Here is a 15,961-nt window from a genome sequence, read left to right on the forward strand (position 1 = left end):
CCGGCGGTGGTGGCGTCACATCTGTGGACGACGCGGCGTCGTCCACAGGCTCGGACCGGCCCTTCCCGACGGGGCCCGGGCTTCGTAGTCTGCGGGCACCGGTCCGGGGAGGGCCGGGATCCGGAGGGGGACGCGTGGACGCTGTCGCGGCGGTGACCGACGAGGCGCGGGAGCTCATCAGGCGCCGGGACCTGGACCCGGGCACGGACCCCGCCGGGATGCGTCGGCTGGTCGAGGACCTGGTCGCGGACTACGACGAGCGGTCGCTGTCGGGGACCCTGCCGCCGCTGGTCGACACGGGCACGACCGTCAAGCAGGTCCTGGACGCCGTGGTCGGCTTCGGCGTGCTGCAGCCGTACCTCGACGACCCCGAGGTGGAGGAGGTGTGGATCAACGAGCCGGGCAAGGTGTTCGTCGCCCGCCGCGGTGTCTCCGAGCTGACCACGACGATCCTGACCGACGCCGCGGTCCGTGACCTGGTGGAGCGGATGCTGCGGTCGTCGGGGCGGCGGGTCGACCTGAGCAGCCCGTTCGTGGACGCGACGCTGCCCGACGGGTCCCGGCTCCACGTCGTCATCCCCGACATCACGCGCCGGCACTGGGCGGTGAACATCCGGAAGTTCGTCGTCCGTGCCGACCGGCTGGCCGACCTGGTCGCGCTGGGGACGATCGGCGAGCAGGCGGCCCGGTTCCTCGACGCGGCCGTGGTCGCCGGGCTCAACGTCCTGGTCTCCGGCGGTACGCAGGCCGGCAAGACGACCCTGCTCAACTGCCTGGCCGCTGCGGTGCCGGCCCGTGAGCGCGTCATCACCTGCGAGGAGGTGTTCGAGCTCAAGGTGCCGGGCCGGGACGTGGTCGGGCTGCAGTGCCGTCAGCCCAGCCTCGAGGGGACCGGCGAGATCCCGCTGCGCCGCCTGGTGAAGGAGGCCCTGCGGATGCGGCCCAGCCGCATCGTCGTCGGCGAGGTCCGGCAGGCGGAGAGCCTGGACCTGCTCATCGCGCTCAACTCGGGGCTGCCGGGCATGTGCACCGTGCACTCCAACAGCGCTCGCGAGGCAGTGACCAAGATGTGCACCCTGCCCCTGCTGGCCGGCGAGAACGTGAGCGCGAGCTTCGTCGTGCCGACCGTGGCGAGCTCGATCGACCTGGTCGTGCACGTCGAGCTGGCGGCCGACGGTCGGAGGCGTGTGCGTGAGGTGCTCGCGGTGCCGGGGCGGGTGGAGGACGGCGTCGTCGAGACCGCGACGGTGTTCCGCCAGGGCGCGGACGAGGTGCTGGTCGCCGCGGGCGGGTACCCGCCGCACGAGGAGCGGTTCCGTCGGGCGGGTTTCGACGTGGCCGGGCTGCTGGCACCGGGGTGAGCACGGGGGAGGGCCTGGCGCTGGGCCTGGTCGCCGGTCTGGGGGCGTTCTGCATCTGGTGGTCGTGCTGGGTGCCCGACACCGAGCCGCGGCCCGCCGTACGGCGCTGGACGACGGGGCTGGAGGACGCGCTGGTGCAGGCGGGGGTCCGCTCGGTCAGCGTCCGGTCGCTGCTGGCCCTCTGCGCGGGCGCCGGGGTCGGGGTCTTCGCGGTGGTCTACCTGCTCAGCGCCGCCCCGTGGATCGCGCTCTGCTTCGCGCTCATGGCGTCGTGGGGGCCCTTGGCCCTGGTCCGGTACCGCGCCGAACGACGCCGCGCCGACCTGCGTGAGGTGTGGCCGGAGGTGGTGGACAACCTGGCCTCGGGCGTCAGGGCCGGCCTGTCGCTGCCGGAGGCCCTCGGGCAGCTGGGCGAGCGGGGGCCGGAGCAGCTGCGACCGGCGTTCACGGAGTTCGCCGAGGACTACCGCGCCACCGGTCGCTTCGCGGAGTCGCTGTCCCGGCTCAAGGACCGGCTGGCCGACCCCGTGGCCGACCGGCTGGTGGAGTCCCTGCGCATCACCCGTGAGGTCGGTGGGTCCGACCTGGGGCGGCTGCTGCGGACGCTGTCGACCTTCCTGCGTGAGGACGCCCGGACCCGGGGCGAGCTGGAGGCGCGGCAGTCGTGGACGGTCAGCGCCGCCCGGTTGGCGGTGGCGGCCCCGTGGGTGGTGCTCGCGATCCTCGCGACGCGCGAGGGCGCGGTCGCGCCGTACAACCAGCCCGCCGGGGTGGTCGTGCTCGCGATCGGGGGTGCGGCGTCGGCGGTCGCCTACCGTCTGATGCTGCGGATCGGGCGCCTGCCCCAGGAGCAGCGGGTGCTCCGATGAGCGACGTCGTCCTGGGGGCCGTCCTGGGCGGCCTGGCCGGGATCGGGCTGCTGCTGGTGGTGGTCTCGGTGCCGTGGTGGCGCCAGGTGGACCTGGGTGACCGGCTCGAGCCCTACCTGCGCGACACCCGCAGGTCCCGGCTGCTGCAGGACCTGCCGGGCCGGCGAGCCAGGTTCGGCACCCTGGAACGGTTGCTGGCCCCGGTGATGACCGACCTGGTCCGCTGGGTCGAGCGCATCTCCGGGGGGCCGGGCACGGTGCGCCGCCGGCTCGAGCAGTCCGGGACCGGGACGACCCTCGAGCAGTTCCGGGCCGAGCAGGTCGTCTGGGGGGTGCTGGGCGTCGTGGCCGGTGCCGGGGCGGCTGCGGTGATCGGTCTCACCCGAGGACCGGCGGTGCTGCCCATGGTGGCCGTCGTCGTCATCGGGGGCCTGGTGGGCGTCCTGGGTCGCGACCAGTACCTGTCGCAGCAGGTCAGCGCCCGCGAGGAACGCATGATGCAGGAGTTCCCGACCGTCGCGGAGCTGCTGGCGCTGAGCGTCGGCGCGGGCGAGGGTGCCGTGGGCGCGCTGGAACGGGTCGCGCGTACCTGCCGGGGTGAGCTGTCGGTGGAGCTGCGTCGCACCTTGGCCACCGCGCGCGCCGGGGCCAGCCTGGTGCAGGCGTTGGAGGGCCTCGCGGCCAGGACCAGCCTCCCGCCGCTCGCCCGCTTCGTCGACGGCGTGGCCGTGGCGGTGGAGCGCGGGACCCCGCTGGCCGAGGTGCTGCGCTCGCAGGCCCAGGACGTCCGCGAGCTCGGGCGTCGCCGGCTGATGGAGAGCGGCGGTCGCAAGGAGATCGCGATGATGGTCCCGGTGGTGTTCCTCGTGCTCCCCGTCACCGTGCTGTTCGCCGTCTACCCCGGTCTCGTGTCCTTGGACCTGCAGCTGTGAGGGGCGTGGCGATCGGTCCCGAGGTACCTGGGGACGAGGGCTGCCGCGCGAGCACGATCCGGGCCACAATGCGCGGGACGAGTGGTGGACCGTCGGGCAGAGGCCGCGACGGGGGACGGGGGAGAAGCGATGAACACGACACCGGTGAGGTGGGCGGCCGCGCGCCTGCAGATGATGCGCGGCGACCGTGGGGACGTGCCGGGCTGGGTGCTCGTCACCCTGATGACGGCGGGTCTGGTGATCGCGCTGTGGGCCGTGGCCGGCGACCGGCTGACCCAGATCTTCACCGACTCGATGGACTCGGTCGTCGAAGGTCCCTGACGCGGGGCCCGACCCGAGGCTCGGCGGCCGTCGACTTCGTCCTGGTCTCGGCCCTGCTCACGCTGCTGTTCGTCGGGGTGCTGCAGCTGGCGCTGTCGCTGCACGTCCGCAACACCCTGGTGGACTCCGCCGGGGAGGGTGCACGCCACGGGGCGCTGGTCGGCCGCGGTCCGGAGGACGCGGTGGCTCGGACGCAGGACCTCATCGCCTCCGCCCTGACCGACGACCTGGCCGGTGACGTGACGGCGGGGACGCAGACGCTGGACGGGGTGCAGACCGTCGTGGTGACCGTGCGGGCCCCGCTGCCGGTCCTCGGGCTCGTGGGGCCGCGCACCCTGGAGGTCGACGGGCACGCGGTCGACGAGAAGGCGTTGCCGTGAACGCCCCTCCTGCCCGGGCCCCGCTCGCCCTGCGGCGTCGGGCCGCCGCCGTCGCAGCCTCGGGCGACGGCGGCAGCGCCGTCGTCGAGTTCGTCACGATCGGCGTGCTCATGCTCGTGCCGGTGGTCTACCTGGTGGTGGCGATGGCCGGCGTCCAGGCCGCCGCCTTCGCCACCGAGAGCGCGGCCCGCGAGGCCGCGCGCATCGTCGTCACCGGGTCCGACGAGCAGGTGTCCCAGCAGCGCGTGGTGGCGGCCGTCGGCTGGGCCCTGCGCGACCAGGGCATCGAGGCCGACCCGACGGGGGCGGTGCAGGTCCGCTGCAGCGCGCAGCCGTGCCTCACGCCGGGCGCCGACGTGACCGTGACCGTCGCGGTGGACGTCCCCCTGCCCGCCGTGCCGGCCGGGGTGTCGCGGGTCGTCCCGCTCGTCGTGCCCGTCAGTGCGACCCACACCCAGGTCGTCGACGAGTTCGGGGCCGGACCGTGACGGCGGACGGCGCCGCCCGGCCCCGGCCCCGTGCGGGTGACGACTCCGGCCAGGTGCTGCTGCTGGCCCTGGTCTACGGCCTCGTCGCCATCCTGCTGGTGCTCGTGGTCGTCGCGGCCTCGGCCGTGCACCTGGACCGCAAGCGGCTGCTGGCGCTGGCCGACGGGGCCGCGCTGGACGCGGCCGACGCCCTCGACGAGCCCGCGTACTTCGCGGTCACCGAGCGCGCGGAGGGCATCGACGCGGTGCCGGTGACCGACGACTCCGTCCGGGAGTCCGTGACGGCGTACCTGCTGCGCCTGGACGCCCCCTCCCGCTTCACCGACCTCTCGGTGGACGTCGGCTCGACCGGCACGAGCGACGGCACCACCGCCGTGGTCGTCCTCACCGCGCGGTCCCTGCCGCTGCTGCCGGAGGCCGTGGCCGGGCGCTACGGGGCGGGCGTGCCGCTGCGGGTGACGGCGAGCGCGGTCAGCCAGGCGGATCCCTGATCGGGCTCAGACGGGAGGCGGGACGAGCTCGCCGACCGGGACCTCGGCGGTGATCGTGTTGCCCCCGGGGGCCAGCGGGCAGGCCCACGCGGCGTCGTAGGCGCAGGACGGGTTGTAGGCGAAGTTGAGGTCGACGACCAGCTGCGAGCCGCCGTCGGCGCCACCCAGGTCGGCACCCTTGACGGTGTCCAGGACGTAGCGACCGCCACCGAAGGTGCCGCCGTCACGACCGGCCAGGCCGTCGCGCAGGGGCAGGAACAGGCCGCCGCCGTAGGTGGCGAGCCACCACACGTCCAACGTCCCCAGCCCCGGCAGGTGGACCACGCCGACCCGGTCGAACGGCACGACGCCGTCGGTCCCGGTCGGCACCTCCATGCGGTGCGGCTCCGCCACCTCGACCTCGACCTCGAAGCGGAACTGGGGGTCGTACGGCGCGACCGGCAGGCCTCGGAAGCTCTTCCGGGCCTCGGCGCTCAGGGGAGAGGCGGGATGGGTGGCGAAGAGCTCGTCGCGCCGGCGGCACCAGATCGAGTGCGCCAGCGTGACGTGGGACTCGGTCCGCACCGCGTCGTAGGCCTCCCGGACACGTCGCCGCCAGTCCAGGACCTGCAACCTCGCCATGCCGTCTGCCATGGCCTCGACCTTGTCACGTCCGGTCCGTGGCCGCAGGCCCCCGCGGGCCGGGGTGCGGGGCGGCCCCCGTCGTGTGAACGTGGGGCGTGCCCACCGCCTCGCCCGTCACCCTGTCCGGTCGCCCCGTCCTCGTCACCGGTGCCGCCGGCGGGCTCGGGTCCCGCATCGCACGCCGGCTGGACGAGGCCGGCGCCCTCCTCACCCTGGTCGGCCGTGACCTCGCGGCCCTGGACGCGCTCGGGATCGACGGCGCCACCACGGTGTCGGTCGACCTGACGACCCCCGACGGCCCGGCCCGCGCCGTCCAGGCCGCGGTGGCCGCCCACGGGGGGCTGGCCGGGCTCGTCCACGCCGCCGGGGTCGTCGCGTTCGGCCCCGTCCACGAGGTCGACGACGACACCGTCGACGAGCTGTTCCTCGTCAACGCCCTGGCCCCGCTGCGGTTGCTGCGGGCCGCCCACGGTCCCCTGACGGAGGGCGCGCGAGAGCACGGGGACGCCTTCGTGGTCACCATCAGCGGGGTGGTCGCCGAGAGGCCGACGGCGCACATGGCGGCCTACTCCGCCAGCAAGGCCGCCTCGTGGGCGCTGTCGGCGGCAGCCGCCGGGGAGCTGCGGCGGGCCAAGGTGCGGGTGCTCGACGCCCGACCGCCCCACACCGAGACCGGCCTGGCCACCCGACCCGTCGCCGGGACCGCCCCGGCCCTGCCGGAGGGGCTCGCCGCCGACGACGTCGCCGACCGGGTCGTCGCGGCGATCCGCGACGGCGAGCGCGACCTGCCCACCAGCGCCTTCCAGAGCCGCTGAGAGGGGCCTGACCCACCCCGGGCCCCCGGCGGCGCAGGTCCGTTCGGGTGAGAGCGCGTACCCTGCACCGACGTGGCTGCAACAGACTTCTCCGCCGAGATCGCCGACCTCCGAAACACCCTGGAGGGCGTGCTGGCCGTGGTCGACATGTCTGCGCTGCGCTCCCGGATCGAGGAGCTGAGCGAACAGGCCTCCGCGCCGGACCTGTGGGACGACCCCGACGCGGCCGCCCAGGTCACCAGCGCCCTGTCCGCCTCCCAGTCCGAGCTGGAGCGGATGGAGAAGATGGAGTCGCGCATCGACGACCTCGAGGTGCTCGTCGAGCTGGCCGGGGGCGAGGACGACGCCGACAGCTGGGCCGAGGCGGAGAAGGACCTCGTCGCCCTGCGCCGTCAGCTCAACGAGCTCGAGGTCCGGACCCTGCTGACCGGGGAGTACGACTCCCGCGACGCCGTCGTCACCATCCGGGCGGGGGCCGGTGGCATCGACGCCGCCGACTTCGCCGAGATGCTCATGCGGATGTACCTGCGCTGGGCCGAGCGCCGCGGCTATCCGACGTCGGTCTACGACACGTCGTACTCCGAGGAGGCCGGCATCAAGTCCGGCACCTTCAAGATCACCGCCCCCTACGGCTACGGCACCCTGTCGATCGAGCAGGGCACCCACCGGCTCGTCCGGATCAGCCCGTTCGACAACCAGGGCCGTCGCCAGACCTCGTTCGCCGAGGTGGAGGTGCTGCCCGTCGTCGCCGAGACCGACCACATCGAGATCCCCGAGAAGGACCTCCGTGTCGACGTCTACCGCTCCTCCGGGCCCGGCGGGCAGAGCGTCAACACGACGGACTCCGCGGTGCGGCTCACCCACATCCCGTCCGGCACGGTCGTCACCTGCCAGAACGAGAAGTCCCAGCTCCAGAACAAGGAGTCGGCCATGCGCGTCATGCAGGCCAAGCTCCTGGAGCTCGAGCGGCGCCGCCGCCAGGCCGAGCTCGACTCCCTCAAGTCCGACGCCGGTACCAGCTGGGGCAACCAGATGCGTTCCTACGTCCTGCACCCGTACCAGATGGTCAAGGACCTCCGGACGGAGTACGAGGTGAACAACCCCGACGCGGTCTTCGACGGCGACATCGAGGGGTTCCTGGACGCCGGGATCCGCTGGCGACGTCAGCAGGACGTCCCGGCCTGATCCGTTCGCAGCGTCACCGACGGACGCTGCCACCCCGTTTCACTCACGCTGAGTCAGAACCGGTTGCACTAGGTGCCGTGATCACCGGTTGTCATCAACCGTTCGGACCATTCTGCCCACAGGCGGTGGCCGTAGACGCCTTGAGTGGCCCCTATCGGGGTAGTTTCGCCGCAGGGACACACGGAGGGTCACCAGACAGACCGTCCGTGACCGTCTGAAACACACCTCAAGCGGACGGAAGCGACGGAATGTACACAACTCTCAGCATCGGACGGCGACTGCGCCGCGCGATCGGTGTCACGACGGGGACGGCTCTCATCGCCGGTCTGTCCGTCGTCGCCCTCGCGCCGGGCGCCGTGGCCAAGGACGACCCGAAGACCAAGCCGGACGCGAGCATCACCTGCGACTCGCTCGGATACACGAAGAAGGACTCGAGCCGAGGCTCTGAGACCTTCGAGTTCGGACGTCTGAGCTGGGGGGGTCGCTCCCTGAACTACCAGCTCGAGGAGGGGTGGACCGTCGACCTGTGCGTCAAGGGTGGCAACGGCGCCCCGACGACCGAGATCGTCTCGGGCACCGGTGCGCTTACGGGCCAGTCCGTCTCGCACATCGGGTACCGCAACCCCACGCCTCCGACCGAGCCGGCCGAGCCGACGACGGACCCGACGACGGACCCGACCACGGACCCGACCACGGACCCGACCACGGACCCGACCACGGACCCGACCACGGACCCGACCACGGACCCGACCACGGACCCGACCACGGACCCCGCGTCGTTCTGCCCCGGCATCGACGACGACGTCGACTACCGGACGCTCTTCCGCTACCGGTACTACGCAGCCGACCCCGGCATCAACCTCGGCTCGACCTGGCGGTGGGACTCTGTTGTTCACGTCCAGCACGGAGTCAGCCCGGTCCGCACAGGTATCGAGCGCATGATGGTCCGCGCCGAGGTCTCCCTCCGCAGCGGCGTCGACATCAGCGGCACAGACTGCTCCTACGACTTCTCGCTGGCGTCCTACGAGACCCAGGGAGACAGGTTCGAGACCTCCGGCGTCCAGACGTTCATCGACCACGACACGGCCACGATCACCGCGAACCGCACCACGGTCTCGCTCGCCGTGGCGCCAGCAGAGTGCTTCGGCCAGTCCGACCTGTATAAGACGGACAAGGTCTACGACGGCGCGCTGACTCCCCGTGGCCCGGCCTACAACCCCATCTCGCTCGACGGAAATCTCATCGCGGCCTGGACCGGTGGAACGGAGTGCGAGCCTGAGCCCGGCACCGGTGAGCCCGCCGCGACCTTCGAGTCCTCCTGCCTGGACGACGTCGTGACCGTCGACGTGCTGCTCGACAACTCGACGGTCACCGAGGAGACCACCTTCGAGGTCGTCACCGAGACCGTGGCCTCCGGCTCCGTCGACAGCGCGACCCAGGTCGTCGTCGTCGCCGCCGGCGGGACTGGCGAGGCGGACTTCGACGTCCAGCTCGACGAGACCGTCACGGTCGAGGTCGTCGTGGACGACGAGGTCATCGCCACCGAGACCTTTGTCGGCGAGGAGTGCTCCGTCCCCGAGCCGGAGGAGCCGATCGCGGCCGCCTTCGCGAGCTGTGAGAACGAGCAGCTGTCCATCGACCTCGTGCTGGACAACCCGGGCGTCGAGAACGTGACCTTCGAGGTCGTCGTCGACGGCGAGACCACCTCCGTCCTGGTCGAGGACGGCACCACCGAGAACCTGGTCTTCGACCTGGATCTGGGCGACGTCCTCGACCTGCAGGTCCTCGTCGACGACGACGTCCTGGTCGACGAGGTGTTCGACGCCGACGACTGCCTCGAGGGCGGCATCGTCGAGCCCGCGGCGGCCCTGGTCGCCGACTGCCTCGACGACGAGCTCGTCGCCGCGCTGGCCCTGGCCACGGCCGAGGAGGGTGTGACCTTCGAGGTCGTCCTCGGCGGCGAGACCGAGCTCGTGGACGTGCCCGCCGACGGCGTGGAGGTCATCGAGCTCGTCGTGGCGCAGGACGAGACCCTGACCGTCGAGGTCCTCGTCGACGGACAGGTCCTGCTCCCGGAGGAGGTGCTCGACGGTGAGGAGTGCGCCCCCGACGGTGGCAGCACCCCGACCCCCACCCCCGGCACGGAGACCCCCGCGGCCGGCGGCCCGACCACCCCGGGCACGCAGCCCAGGGTGCTGGCCCGCACGGGCGTGGAGACCTGGACCGTCGCGCTCGTGGCGGCCCTGCTCCTGGCCGCCGGTGGCTCGCTGGTGGCCCTCGGTAGCAACACCCCCCGGGGTCGTCGCCAGGCCTGACCGCCCGGTCCAGGGCGCAACCAGCCCTGACCAGCACTGACCCGCACGACCGGGAGCCCGTCACCGCACCGCGGTGACGGGCTCCCGTCGTCGGCGCACCGACTCGGTGGTCCGTCCCGCACAGGCTCCGGGCTTACCATCGACAGTCGGTCTGGCGGGTTCGTCCCCACCGACCACCGTCCTGTCCCCGACCCCTGGGTGTGCCGTGATCCGGTTCGACAACGTCACCAAGGTCTACAAGGCCAAGCAGCGTGCTGCGCTGGACAACGTGTCGGTCAACATCGACCGCGGCGAGTTCGTGTTCCTCGTCGGTGCGTCCGGCTCGGGCAAGTCGAGCTTCCTCCGGCTGTGCCTGAAGGAGGAGAAGGCCAACTCCGGGACGGTGCACGTGGCCGGCCGGGACCTGGCCAAGCTCGCGTCCTGGAAGGTGCCGCGCTTCCGTCGCCAGATGGGGGTCGTCTTCCAGGACTTCCGGCTGCTGCCGAACAAGACCGCGGGGGAGAACATCGCGTTCGCGCTGCAGGTCATCGGCAAGCCCAAGCACGTCATCGACCGCACGGTGCCCGAGGTGCTGCAGCTGGTCGGTCTGGACGGCAAGGCCGACCGCCGTCCCGACGAGCTGTCCGGCGGTGAGCAGCAGCGTGTGGCCATCGCCCGCGCGTTCGTCAACCGCCCGGCGATCCTGCTGGCCGACGAGCCGACCGGGAACCTGGACCCGACCACGAGCGTCGGGATCATGAAGCTGCTCGACCGCATCAACAAGACCGGGACCACGGTGGTGATGGCCACCCACGACGACGAGATGGTCGACCAGATGCGCAAGCGGGTCATCCAGCTCGAGGAGGGCGTCATCATCAGGGACCAGGCACGCGGCGTCTACGGAGGTGCCACGTGAGGGCCCAGTTCGTCCTGACCGAGATCGGCGTCGGGCTGTGGCGCAACCTGTCCATCACCATCTCGGTGATCATCGTGACGGCCGTCTCGCTGTTCTTCCTGGGCAGCGGTCTGCTGTTCCAGCGACAGGTCAACGAGCTGCGCAGCCTGCTCTACGACGAGGTGCAGGTCTCGGTGTTCCTCTGCGGGGCGGAGAGCACCGCGATCTCCTGCGCCGACGGCGAGGTCACCCAGGACCAGCGCGACGCGATCGTGGCCGAGCTCACCGACGGTGAGGTCGCGCCCCTCATCGAGGACTTCACCTACGAGTCCAAGGAGCAGGCGTACGAGCGCTTCCTCGTCCAGTTCGAGGGCTCGCCCATCACCGAGAACCTGACGGCCGACCAGCTGCCGGAGTCCTACCGCATCCAGCTGGTCGACCCGGAGCAGTCCGCGACGGTGGCGTCCAGGTTCGAGGGCCAGCTGGGCGTGGAGTCCGTGGACGACCAACGGGAGCTGTTCGTCGGGCTGTTCCGGTTCCTGAACGGCGCGACCGCGTTCGCCTGGTTCTTCGCCGGCATCATGCTGATCGCGGCCACCCTGCTGGTCGCCACCACGATCCGGCTCGCGGCGTTCAACCGACGGCGGGAGATCGGGATCATGCGCCTCGTGGGCGCAAGCAAGTTCTTCATCCAGCTCCCGTTCATGCTGGAGGGGATCTTCGCCGCGACGATCGGCGCCGTCCTGGCCAGCGGTTTCCTGGTCGGTTTCACCCGGGTCTTCGTGCAGGACTACGTGGGTGGACGGTTCAACATCGGTGGTCTCGTGGGCACCGGGGACGCCCTCCTGGTGGTCCCGGTGCTGCTCCTGGTCGGCATCCTCCTGGCGGGCGTTTCCTCGTTGATAACCCTCGAGCGGTACCTCAGGGTGTAGAACAGGACCATCCGTGCCGGGTCCTGGTGCGGGAGAGCACCCGTAGGTCCACGAGGAGGTCGTCAGTGCTGCGCACCCTGGTCGCCACCGGCAGCGCTGTGCTGCTCGGCCTGGCCGTCCTGGTCCCGACCGGTCTGCCGGCCTCGGCCAGCCCCGACCGAGAGGACGTCGAGCAGCGCCAGGACGAGGTGCAGCAGGGTCTCGACCAGAGCCAGGACGACCTCGCCCACGTCACCGGTGAGCTGGTCGCGGCGTCCCAGCGACTGGCCGACCTGCAGGGTCAGCTCCCGGCCGCGGAGGCGGCCGTGGCCACGGCCGACGCCGAGGCGGCCACCGCCCGCGCCCGTGACGCGGAGCTGGCGGAGGAGCTCGCCGTGGCCGAGGCCGCGGTCGTCGCCGCCGGCCTGCAGCTGGAGGAGCGCGCGGGCGAGGCCGACGCCACCGAGCAGGTCGTCGCTGGGGTCGCCCGCGAGGTCTACCAGGGGTCGGGCTTCACGCCGCTCACGATCCTCGTCGAGGCCGAGAGCGCCCGCGAGTACGCCGACATGGTGTCCTTCGCGGCCGTCGCCCGCCGCAGCCAGGAGCAGGCGCTGTCGCGGCTGCGCGTGCAGCAGTCGGACATCCGCAACGCCGAGGCCCGCCTCGAGGCCGAGCGGGTCCGCGTGGACGACCTCAAGGCGCTGGCCGCCGAGCAGGTCGTGGCGACCGAGGCCGCCGAGCGGGCCGCCCGGGACGCGCAGGCCCAGCTGGAGACCCTGGTGTCGGCCGAGGACCAGGCCGTCGCCGAGTTCGAGGCCGCCAAGGCCGCCGACGAGGCGCAGATCGCCGAGCTGGAGGCCGAGAGCCAGGCGCTGGAGGCCCAGCTGGCCGCCATCGCCGAGGCCGAGCGCCAGGCCGAGCTGGCCCGTCAGGCCGAGCTGGAGCGTCAGCGCGAGGCCGAGGCGGCGGCCGAGGCCGCGCGCCAGGCGGAGCTGGAGCGGCAGCGCGAGCAGGCCGAGCGCGAGAACCGTCCCGCGCCGCGCGACCCGGGTCCGCCCCCGGCCGCCCCGGCGCCGCCCCGGCAGCAGACCCCGGCCCCGCCGTCGTCGGGGAACTACCTCTCCGCGCCGGTCAACGCCCGTATCTCCTCCCACTTCGGCTACCGCATCCACCCCATCCACGGGTACCGCAAGCTGCACGCGGGCACGGACTTCGCGGCGCCCTGCGGCACGCCGATCCGGGCGGCGGCCGACGGTCGGATCGTGTCGGCCGGCTGGGGCGGCGGCTACGGCAACCTGGTCGTCATCGCCCACGGCAACGTCGGTGGCAACTCCCTCGCCACCGCGTACGCCCACCTGAGCCGGTTCGGACCGCGCAGCGGCGAGGTGAGCCGCGGCGACGTCATCGGCTACATCGGGACCACCGGGTCCTCGACCGGGTGCCACCTGCACTTCGAGACCCGCCGCAACGGCACCGCGGTCAACCCGATGGGCTACCTCTAGACCGACCTCGGTCGTCTCGACCCCCGCCGCCCACCTGGAACCGGTACAACCCGGTCGAGGTGGGCGGGCTCGGTCGGGCACACTGGTCGGATGCCCAGAGAGCTGGGGCGCACCGTCGTCGCCTCCAACCGCAAAGCACGCCACGACTACGCGATCGAGGACACCTTCGAGGCCGGCATGGTCCTGTGGGGGACCGAGGTCAAGTCGCTGCGTGCCGGTCGGGCGTCCCTGGTGGACGGCTACGCCACGGTCGAGGACGGCGAGGTGTGGCTCGAGGGGGTCCACATCCCCGAGTACACGCAGGGCACCTGGACGAACCACGCGGCCCGTCGCCGGCGCAAGCTGCTGCTGCACCGCCGCGAGATCGAGAAGCTGATGGGCGCCCTGTCCGGCACCGGTCTGACCGTGGTCCCGCTGCAGCTGTACTTCAAGGACGGCAAGGCCAAGGTCGAGATCGGCGTGGCCAAGGGCAAGAAGGCGTACGACAAGCGGCAGACCCTGCGGGAGCGGCAGGACCGGCGCGAGACCGAGCGCGCCATCAGCGCGGTCAAGCGTCGCGAGGCCTGAGCCGCCGGTCCGCGGGGTGAAGCGGCTGCGGCTGCGCCCCCGCGTACGGGACACTTCGGCACGTGGGACTGACACCTGAGCTCGCCCGGGCGGCGACCGAACGCCGTGGGCCCGTCGCCGCGGCGCCCGCCCGCACGGCCGAGCTGATCACCTTCGACGTCTTCGAGACGGTGCTGGTCCGGGCGGTCAGCCCGCCGGAAGCGGTCTTCGAGGTCGTCGGGCGCCGGGCCGCCGCCGAGGGCCTGGTCAGCTGCTCCCCGCAGGCGTTCACCAGGGCCCGGGTCTGGGCCGAGACGAGGGCGTTGCGCTGGCACCGCGGCGGCTCGAACCTCGCGCACATCCACGCCGAGCTGGCGGGCTCGCTGCTGCTGGACCCCGCCACCAGGTCCAGGCTGTCCGAGCTCGAGATGGCGGTCGAGGCCGAGCTGCTGAAGCCGGTCCCGGGTGCTCTCCCGCTGGTCGAGGAGGCCCGTCGTCGCGCCGGTCGCGTCGTGTGGATCAGCGACATGTACCTGCCGGCGGTCTTCATCGAGGAGCAGCTGGCCCGTCACGGCTTCTGGCAGCCCGGCGACGTGCTGTACGTGTCGCACACCCACGGCCAGACCAAGCGCAGCGGGTCCCTGTTCCGCATCGTCGCCGAGGCCGAGGGCGTCCCCGTGCAGGCGATCCGGCACCACGGCAACGACCGCCGCTCCGACGTCCGGGGGGCCACGAGCGTCGGGGCCACCGGGGTGCTGCTGCCCGTGGGCAACCCCAACCGCTACGAGCGCGCCCTGCAGCGGCACCAGGACTCCACCGACGGCCTCACCGCGGCGATGGCCGGTGCCTCCCGGCTCGCCCGGCTGCACGTCCAGCCTCGAGACGCCCACGAGCAGGCCCTGGTCGACGTGGCCGCCGGCGTGATGTCGCCGTTGCTGGTCTCGTTCGTCACGTGGATCCTGCGCCGGGCCCAGGCACTCGGCCTGCGCAAGGTGTACTTCGTGGCCCGCGACGGGCAGGTCCTGCTGCGCATCGCCGAGCGCCTGGCCCCCCGGCTCGGCATCGACGTGGAGCTGCACTACCTGTACGCGAGCCGCCTGGTGTGGAACCGGGTGGTCTCCAGCCCGTCACGCAACCCGCAGGTCTGGCACAGCCTGATCGGCCTGTCCTCCGACGGCGTCAGCAACCGCGACATCCTCGAGCGGTGCGGGCTCGCGCCGGAGGTGGTGGACCGCCTCGTCGCGGAGTCCGGCGTCGGTCCCGAGGTGTGGGCCTCCACGCAGGACCGCGACGTCCTCGACCGCACGCTGGAGCAGATCGACCGCGACGGCACGCTCGCCGCGGCCGCCGAGCGCAACAAGCAGGTCGTGCTGCAGTACCTGGACTCCCACGGCGTGATGGACGGGACGCCGCACGCGTTCGTCGACGTCGGGTGGCGCGGGACGCAGCACGACGTCCTGCTGGAGCTGCAGCAGGAGCGGGGGACCGAGCTCGCGCGGGGGCTGTTCTTCGGCCTGGACGACAGCGTCAGCCCGTGGGGCGACCACCGAGAGGCGTACTTCTTCGACTCCCGCGACGCGGACACCCCGCTGGCCGACCCGCTCGTCCCCGTCGGCGGCCCGGCCTACCTGCCCTCCAGCCTGGGCCCGCAGGGGCAGTTCCTCGGCATCTCGCAGTTCGCGCTGGTCGAGATCTTCTGCTCGGGCGACCACGGCACCCTGACCGGCTACGAGGTGACCCCGGAAGGGGTGCGTCCCGTCCTCACCGAGGGGCGGGCGGAGGCGGTCCGGGCCTGGGGCCTGCCGCTGGTGTGGCGCACGGTCGACGCCTACGTCGAGCACCTGGCCGTCGACGCCGACAACCCGTACCTGCACGTGGACGTGCACACCGCCCTGACCTCGGTGATGGGGTTGTTCTGGGAGTGGCCCACCGACCAGGAGGCCAGGTCCTGGGCCGCGTTCCCCTGGGAGGTCGGCCAGGGCCGTCTGCAGCGCATCGTCGACCTGGCCGGTCCGTTCCGGCTGCGAGGCCTGGCGGCCGGGGTCGTCCGCGCCGCGCCGTCGGTCCGCCGGTCCAAGCACGCCGTCCGGGTGGCCCGGCGCACCGAGTGGGTCGCGGCGTCGATGGCGCTCAGCCCGTTCCCGGCCCGGGCGCTGCTGCGTCCGCGGGCGACGGTGCGGCACACGCTCGGACGCGCGGTGCACCGGGTGAGGGCCGTGCTCGACCGGTTGCCGCAGGTCAGACGGGCGCTGGCCGGCGGGTCCTGACGCCCGCGCCGACCGACCGCCCAGGTCCGGAACAAACGGGGGGCGGCGGTCGCTACACTGGTGAAGTTGATAACTCCACA

At 72.7% G+C, this 15,961-nt stretch carries 16 protein-coding genes; 15 read left to right on the forward strand and 1 reads right to left on the reverse strand.

The window, feature by feature from the left end; translation table 11 throughout:
• Positions 1-134 precede the first annotated feature (134 nt).
• From ACR80Q_RS07425 to ACR80Q_RS07455, 7 genes are all read left to right on the forward strand, one after another.
• The gene (locus ACR80Q_RS07425; RefSeq protein WP_435376960.1) at positions 135-1,361 is read left to right on the forward strand and encodes a TadA family conjugal transfer-associated ATPase; all 1,227 of its coding nucleotides are present in this window, start codon (positions 135-137) and stop codon (positions 1,359-1,361) included.
• Complete coding sequence (locus tag ACR80Q_RS07430) at positions 1,358-2,230, forward strand: type II secretion system F family protein (protein WP_435376961.1); 873 nt, start codon at positions 1,358-1,360, stop codon at positions 2,228-2,230. Before ACR80Q_RS07425 ends, ACR80Q_RS07430 begins: the two co-directional genes overlap by 4 nt.
• Positions 2,227-3,162, forward strand: a complete 936-nt coding sequence (locus tag ACR80Q_RS07435; protein ID WP_435376962.1) for a type II secretion system F family protein — start codon at positions 2,227-2,229, stop codon at positions 3,160-3,162. The genes ACR80Q_RS07430 and ACR80Q_RS07435 overlap by 4 nt, the downstream gene beginning before the upstream one ends.
• 129 nt (positions 3,163-3,291) lie before the next feature.
• Positions 3,292-3,483 carry a hypothetical protein gene (locus ACR80Q_RS07440; protein ID WP_435376963.1) on the forward strand — a complete coding sequence of 64 codons (192 nt, stop codon included), beginning with the start codon at positions 3,292-3,294 and terminating at the stop codon, positions 3,481-3,483.
• Positions 3,480-3,863: a TadE/TadG family type IV pilus assembly protein gene (locus tag ACR80Q_RS07445; protein ID WP_435377117.1), complete on the forward strand. Its 384-nt coding sequence runs from the start codon at positions 3,480-3,482 to the stop codon at positions 3,861-3,863. The genes ACR80Q_RS07440 and ACR80Q_RS07445 overlap by 4 nt, the downstream gene beginning before the upstream one ends.
• Entirely contained in the window at positions 3,860-4,351 is a 492-nt protein-coding gene (locus ACR80Q_RS07450) for a pilus assembly protein (protein ID WP_435376964.1), read from the forward strand. Before ACR80Q_RS07445 ends, ACR80Q_RS07450 begins: the two co-directional genes overlap by 4 nt.
• Positions 4,348-4,842: a pilus assembly protein TadG-related protein gene (locus ACR80Q_RS07455; RefSeq protein WP_435376965.1), complete on the forward strand. Its 495-nt coding sequence runs from the start codon at positions 4,348-4,350 to the stop codon at positions 4,840-4,842. Before ACR80Q_RS07450 ends, ACR80Q_RS07455 begins: the two co-directional genes overlap by 4 nt.
• Before the next feature lie 6 nt (positions 4,843-4,848).
• Here ACR80Q_RS07455 and ACR80Q_RS07460 read toward each other — a convergent pair whose 3' ends face one another.
• Complete coding sequence (locus ACR80Q_RS07460; protein ID WP_435376966.1) at positions 4,849-5,475, reverse strand: DUF1684 domain-containing protein; 627 nt, start codon at positions 5,473-5,475, stop codon at positions 4,849-4,851.
• Between the two features lie 86 nt (positions 5,476-5,561).
• On the opposite strand from ACR80Q_RS07460, the gene ACR80Q_RS07465 reads away from it, so the two are divergent.
• The 8 genes from ACR80Q_RS07465 to ACR80Q_RS07500 all read left to right on the forward strand — a co-directional run bounded on the left by ACR80Q_RS07465 (position 5,562) and on the right by ACR80Q_RS07500 (position 15,881).
• Entirely contained in the window at positions 5,562-6,281 is a 720-nt protein-coding gene (locus ACR80Q_RS07465; protein ID WP_435376967.1) for an SDR family NAD(P)-dependent oxidoreductase, read from the forward strand.
• Positions 6,282-6,353: 72 nt separating this feature from the next.
• Complete coding sequence (gene prfB, locus ACR80Q_RS07470) at positions 6,354-7,466, forward strand: peptide chain release factor 2 (protein WP_435376968.1); 1,113 nt, start codon at positions 6,354-6,356, stop codon at positions 7,464-7,466.
• Positions 7,467-7,714: 248 nt separating this feature from the next.
• A complete protein-coding gene (locus tag ACR80Q_RS07475) occupies positions 7,715-9,781 on the forward strand; it encodes a hypothetical protein (protein ID WP_435376969.1) in 2,067 nt (688 codons plus the stop codon).
• A 205-nt stretch (positions 9,782-9,986) separates the two neighbouring features.
• Complete coding sequence (ftsE, locus tag ACR80Q_RS07480; RefSeq protein WP_435376970.1) at positions 9,987-10,676, forward strand: cell division ATP-binding protein FtsE; 690 nt, start codon at positions 9,987-9,989, stop codon at positions 10,674-10,676.
• Positions 10,673-11,587, forward strand: coding sequence for a permease-like cell division protein FtsX (gene ftsX / locus ACR80Q_RS07485; protein WP_435376971.1), 915 nt, complete (start codon positions 10,673-10,675; stop codon positions 11,585-11,587). The genes ftsE and ftsX overlap by 4 nt, the downstream gene beginning before the upstream one ends.
• A gap of 65 nt (positions 11,588-11,652) precedes the next feature.
• Complete coding sequence (locus tag ACR80Q_RS07490; RefSeq protein ID WP_435376972.1) at positions 11,653-13,068, forward strand: peptidoglycan DD-metalloendopeptidase family protein; 1,416 nt, start codon at positions 11,653-11,655, stop codon at positions 13,066-13,068.
• 90 nt (positions 13,069-13,158) lie between these two features.
• Positions 13,159-13,635, forward strand: a complete 477-nt coding sequence (gene smpB / locus ACR80Q_RS07495) for an SsrA-binding protein SmpB (RefSeq protein ID WP_435376973.1) — start codon at positions 13,159-13,161, stop codon at positions 13,633-13,635.
• Positions 13,636-13,697: 62 nt separating this feature from the next.
• The gene (locus ACR80Q_RS07500) at positions 13,698-15,881 is read left to right on the forward strand and encodes an HAD family hydrolase (protein ID WP_435376974.1); all 2,184 of its coding nucleotides are present in this window, start codon (positions 13,698-13,700) and stop codon (positions 15,879-15,881) included.
• Positions 15,882-15,961: the final 80 nt, after the last annotated feature.

Origin of the sequence: Aquipuribacter aurantiacus (genome assembly GCF_051216895.1) — a bacterium.
In the GTDB taxonomy this organism is placed as follows: Bacteria; Actinomycetota; Actinomycetes; order Actinomycetales; family JBBAYJ01; genus Aquipuribacter.

Bases quoted from the DNA above. Each gene is read 5' to 3' on its own strand.
- smpB (WP_435376973.1), top strand. From the start codon at position 13,159: ATGCCCAGAGAGCTGGGGCGCACCGTCGTCGCCTCCAACCGCAAAGCA.
- ACR80Q_RS07435 (WP_435376962.1), top strand. From the start codon at position 2,227: ATGAGCGACGTCGTCCTGGGGGCCGTCCTGGGCGGCCTGGCCGGGATC.
- ACR80Q_RS07460 (WP_435376966.1), bottom strand. From the start codon at position 5,475: ATGGCAGACGGCATGGCGAGGTTGCAGGTCCTGGACTGGCGGCGACGT.
- ACR80Q_RS07475 (WP_435376969.1), top strand. From the start codon at position 7,715: ATGTACACAACTCTCAGCATCGGACGGCGACTGCGCCGCGCGATCGGT.
- ACR80Q_RS07440 (WP_435376963.1), top strand. From the start codon at position 3,292: ATGAACACGACACCGGTGAGGTGGGCGGCCGCGCGCCTGCAGATGATG.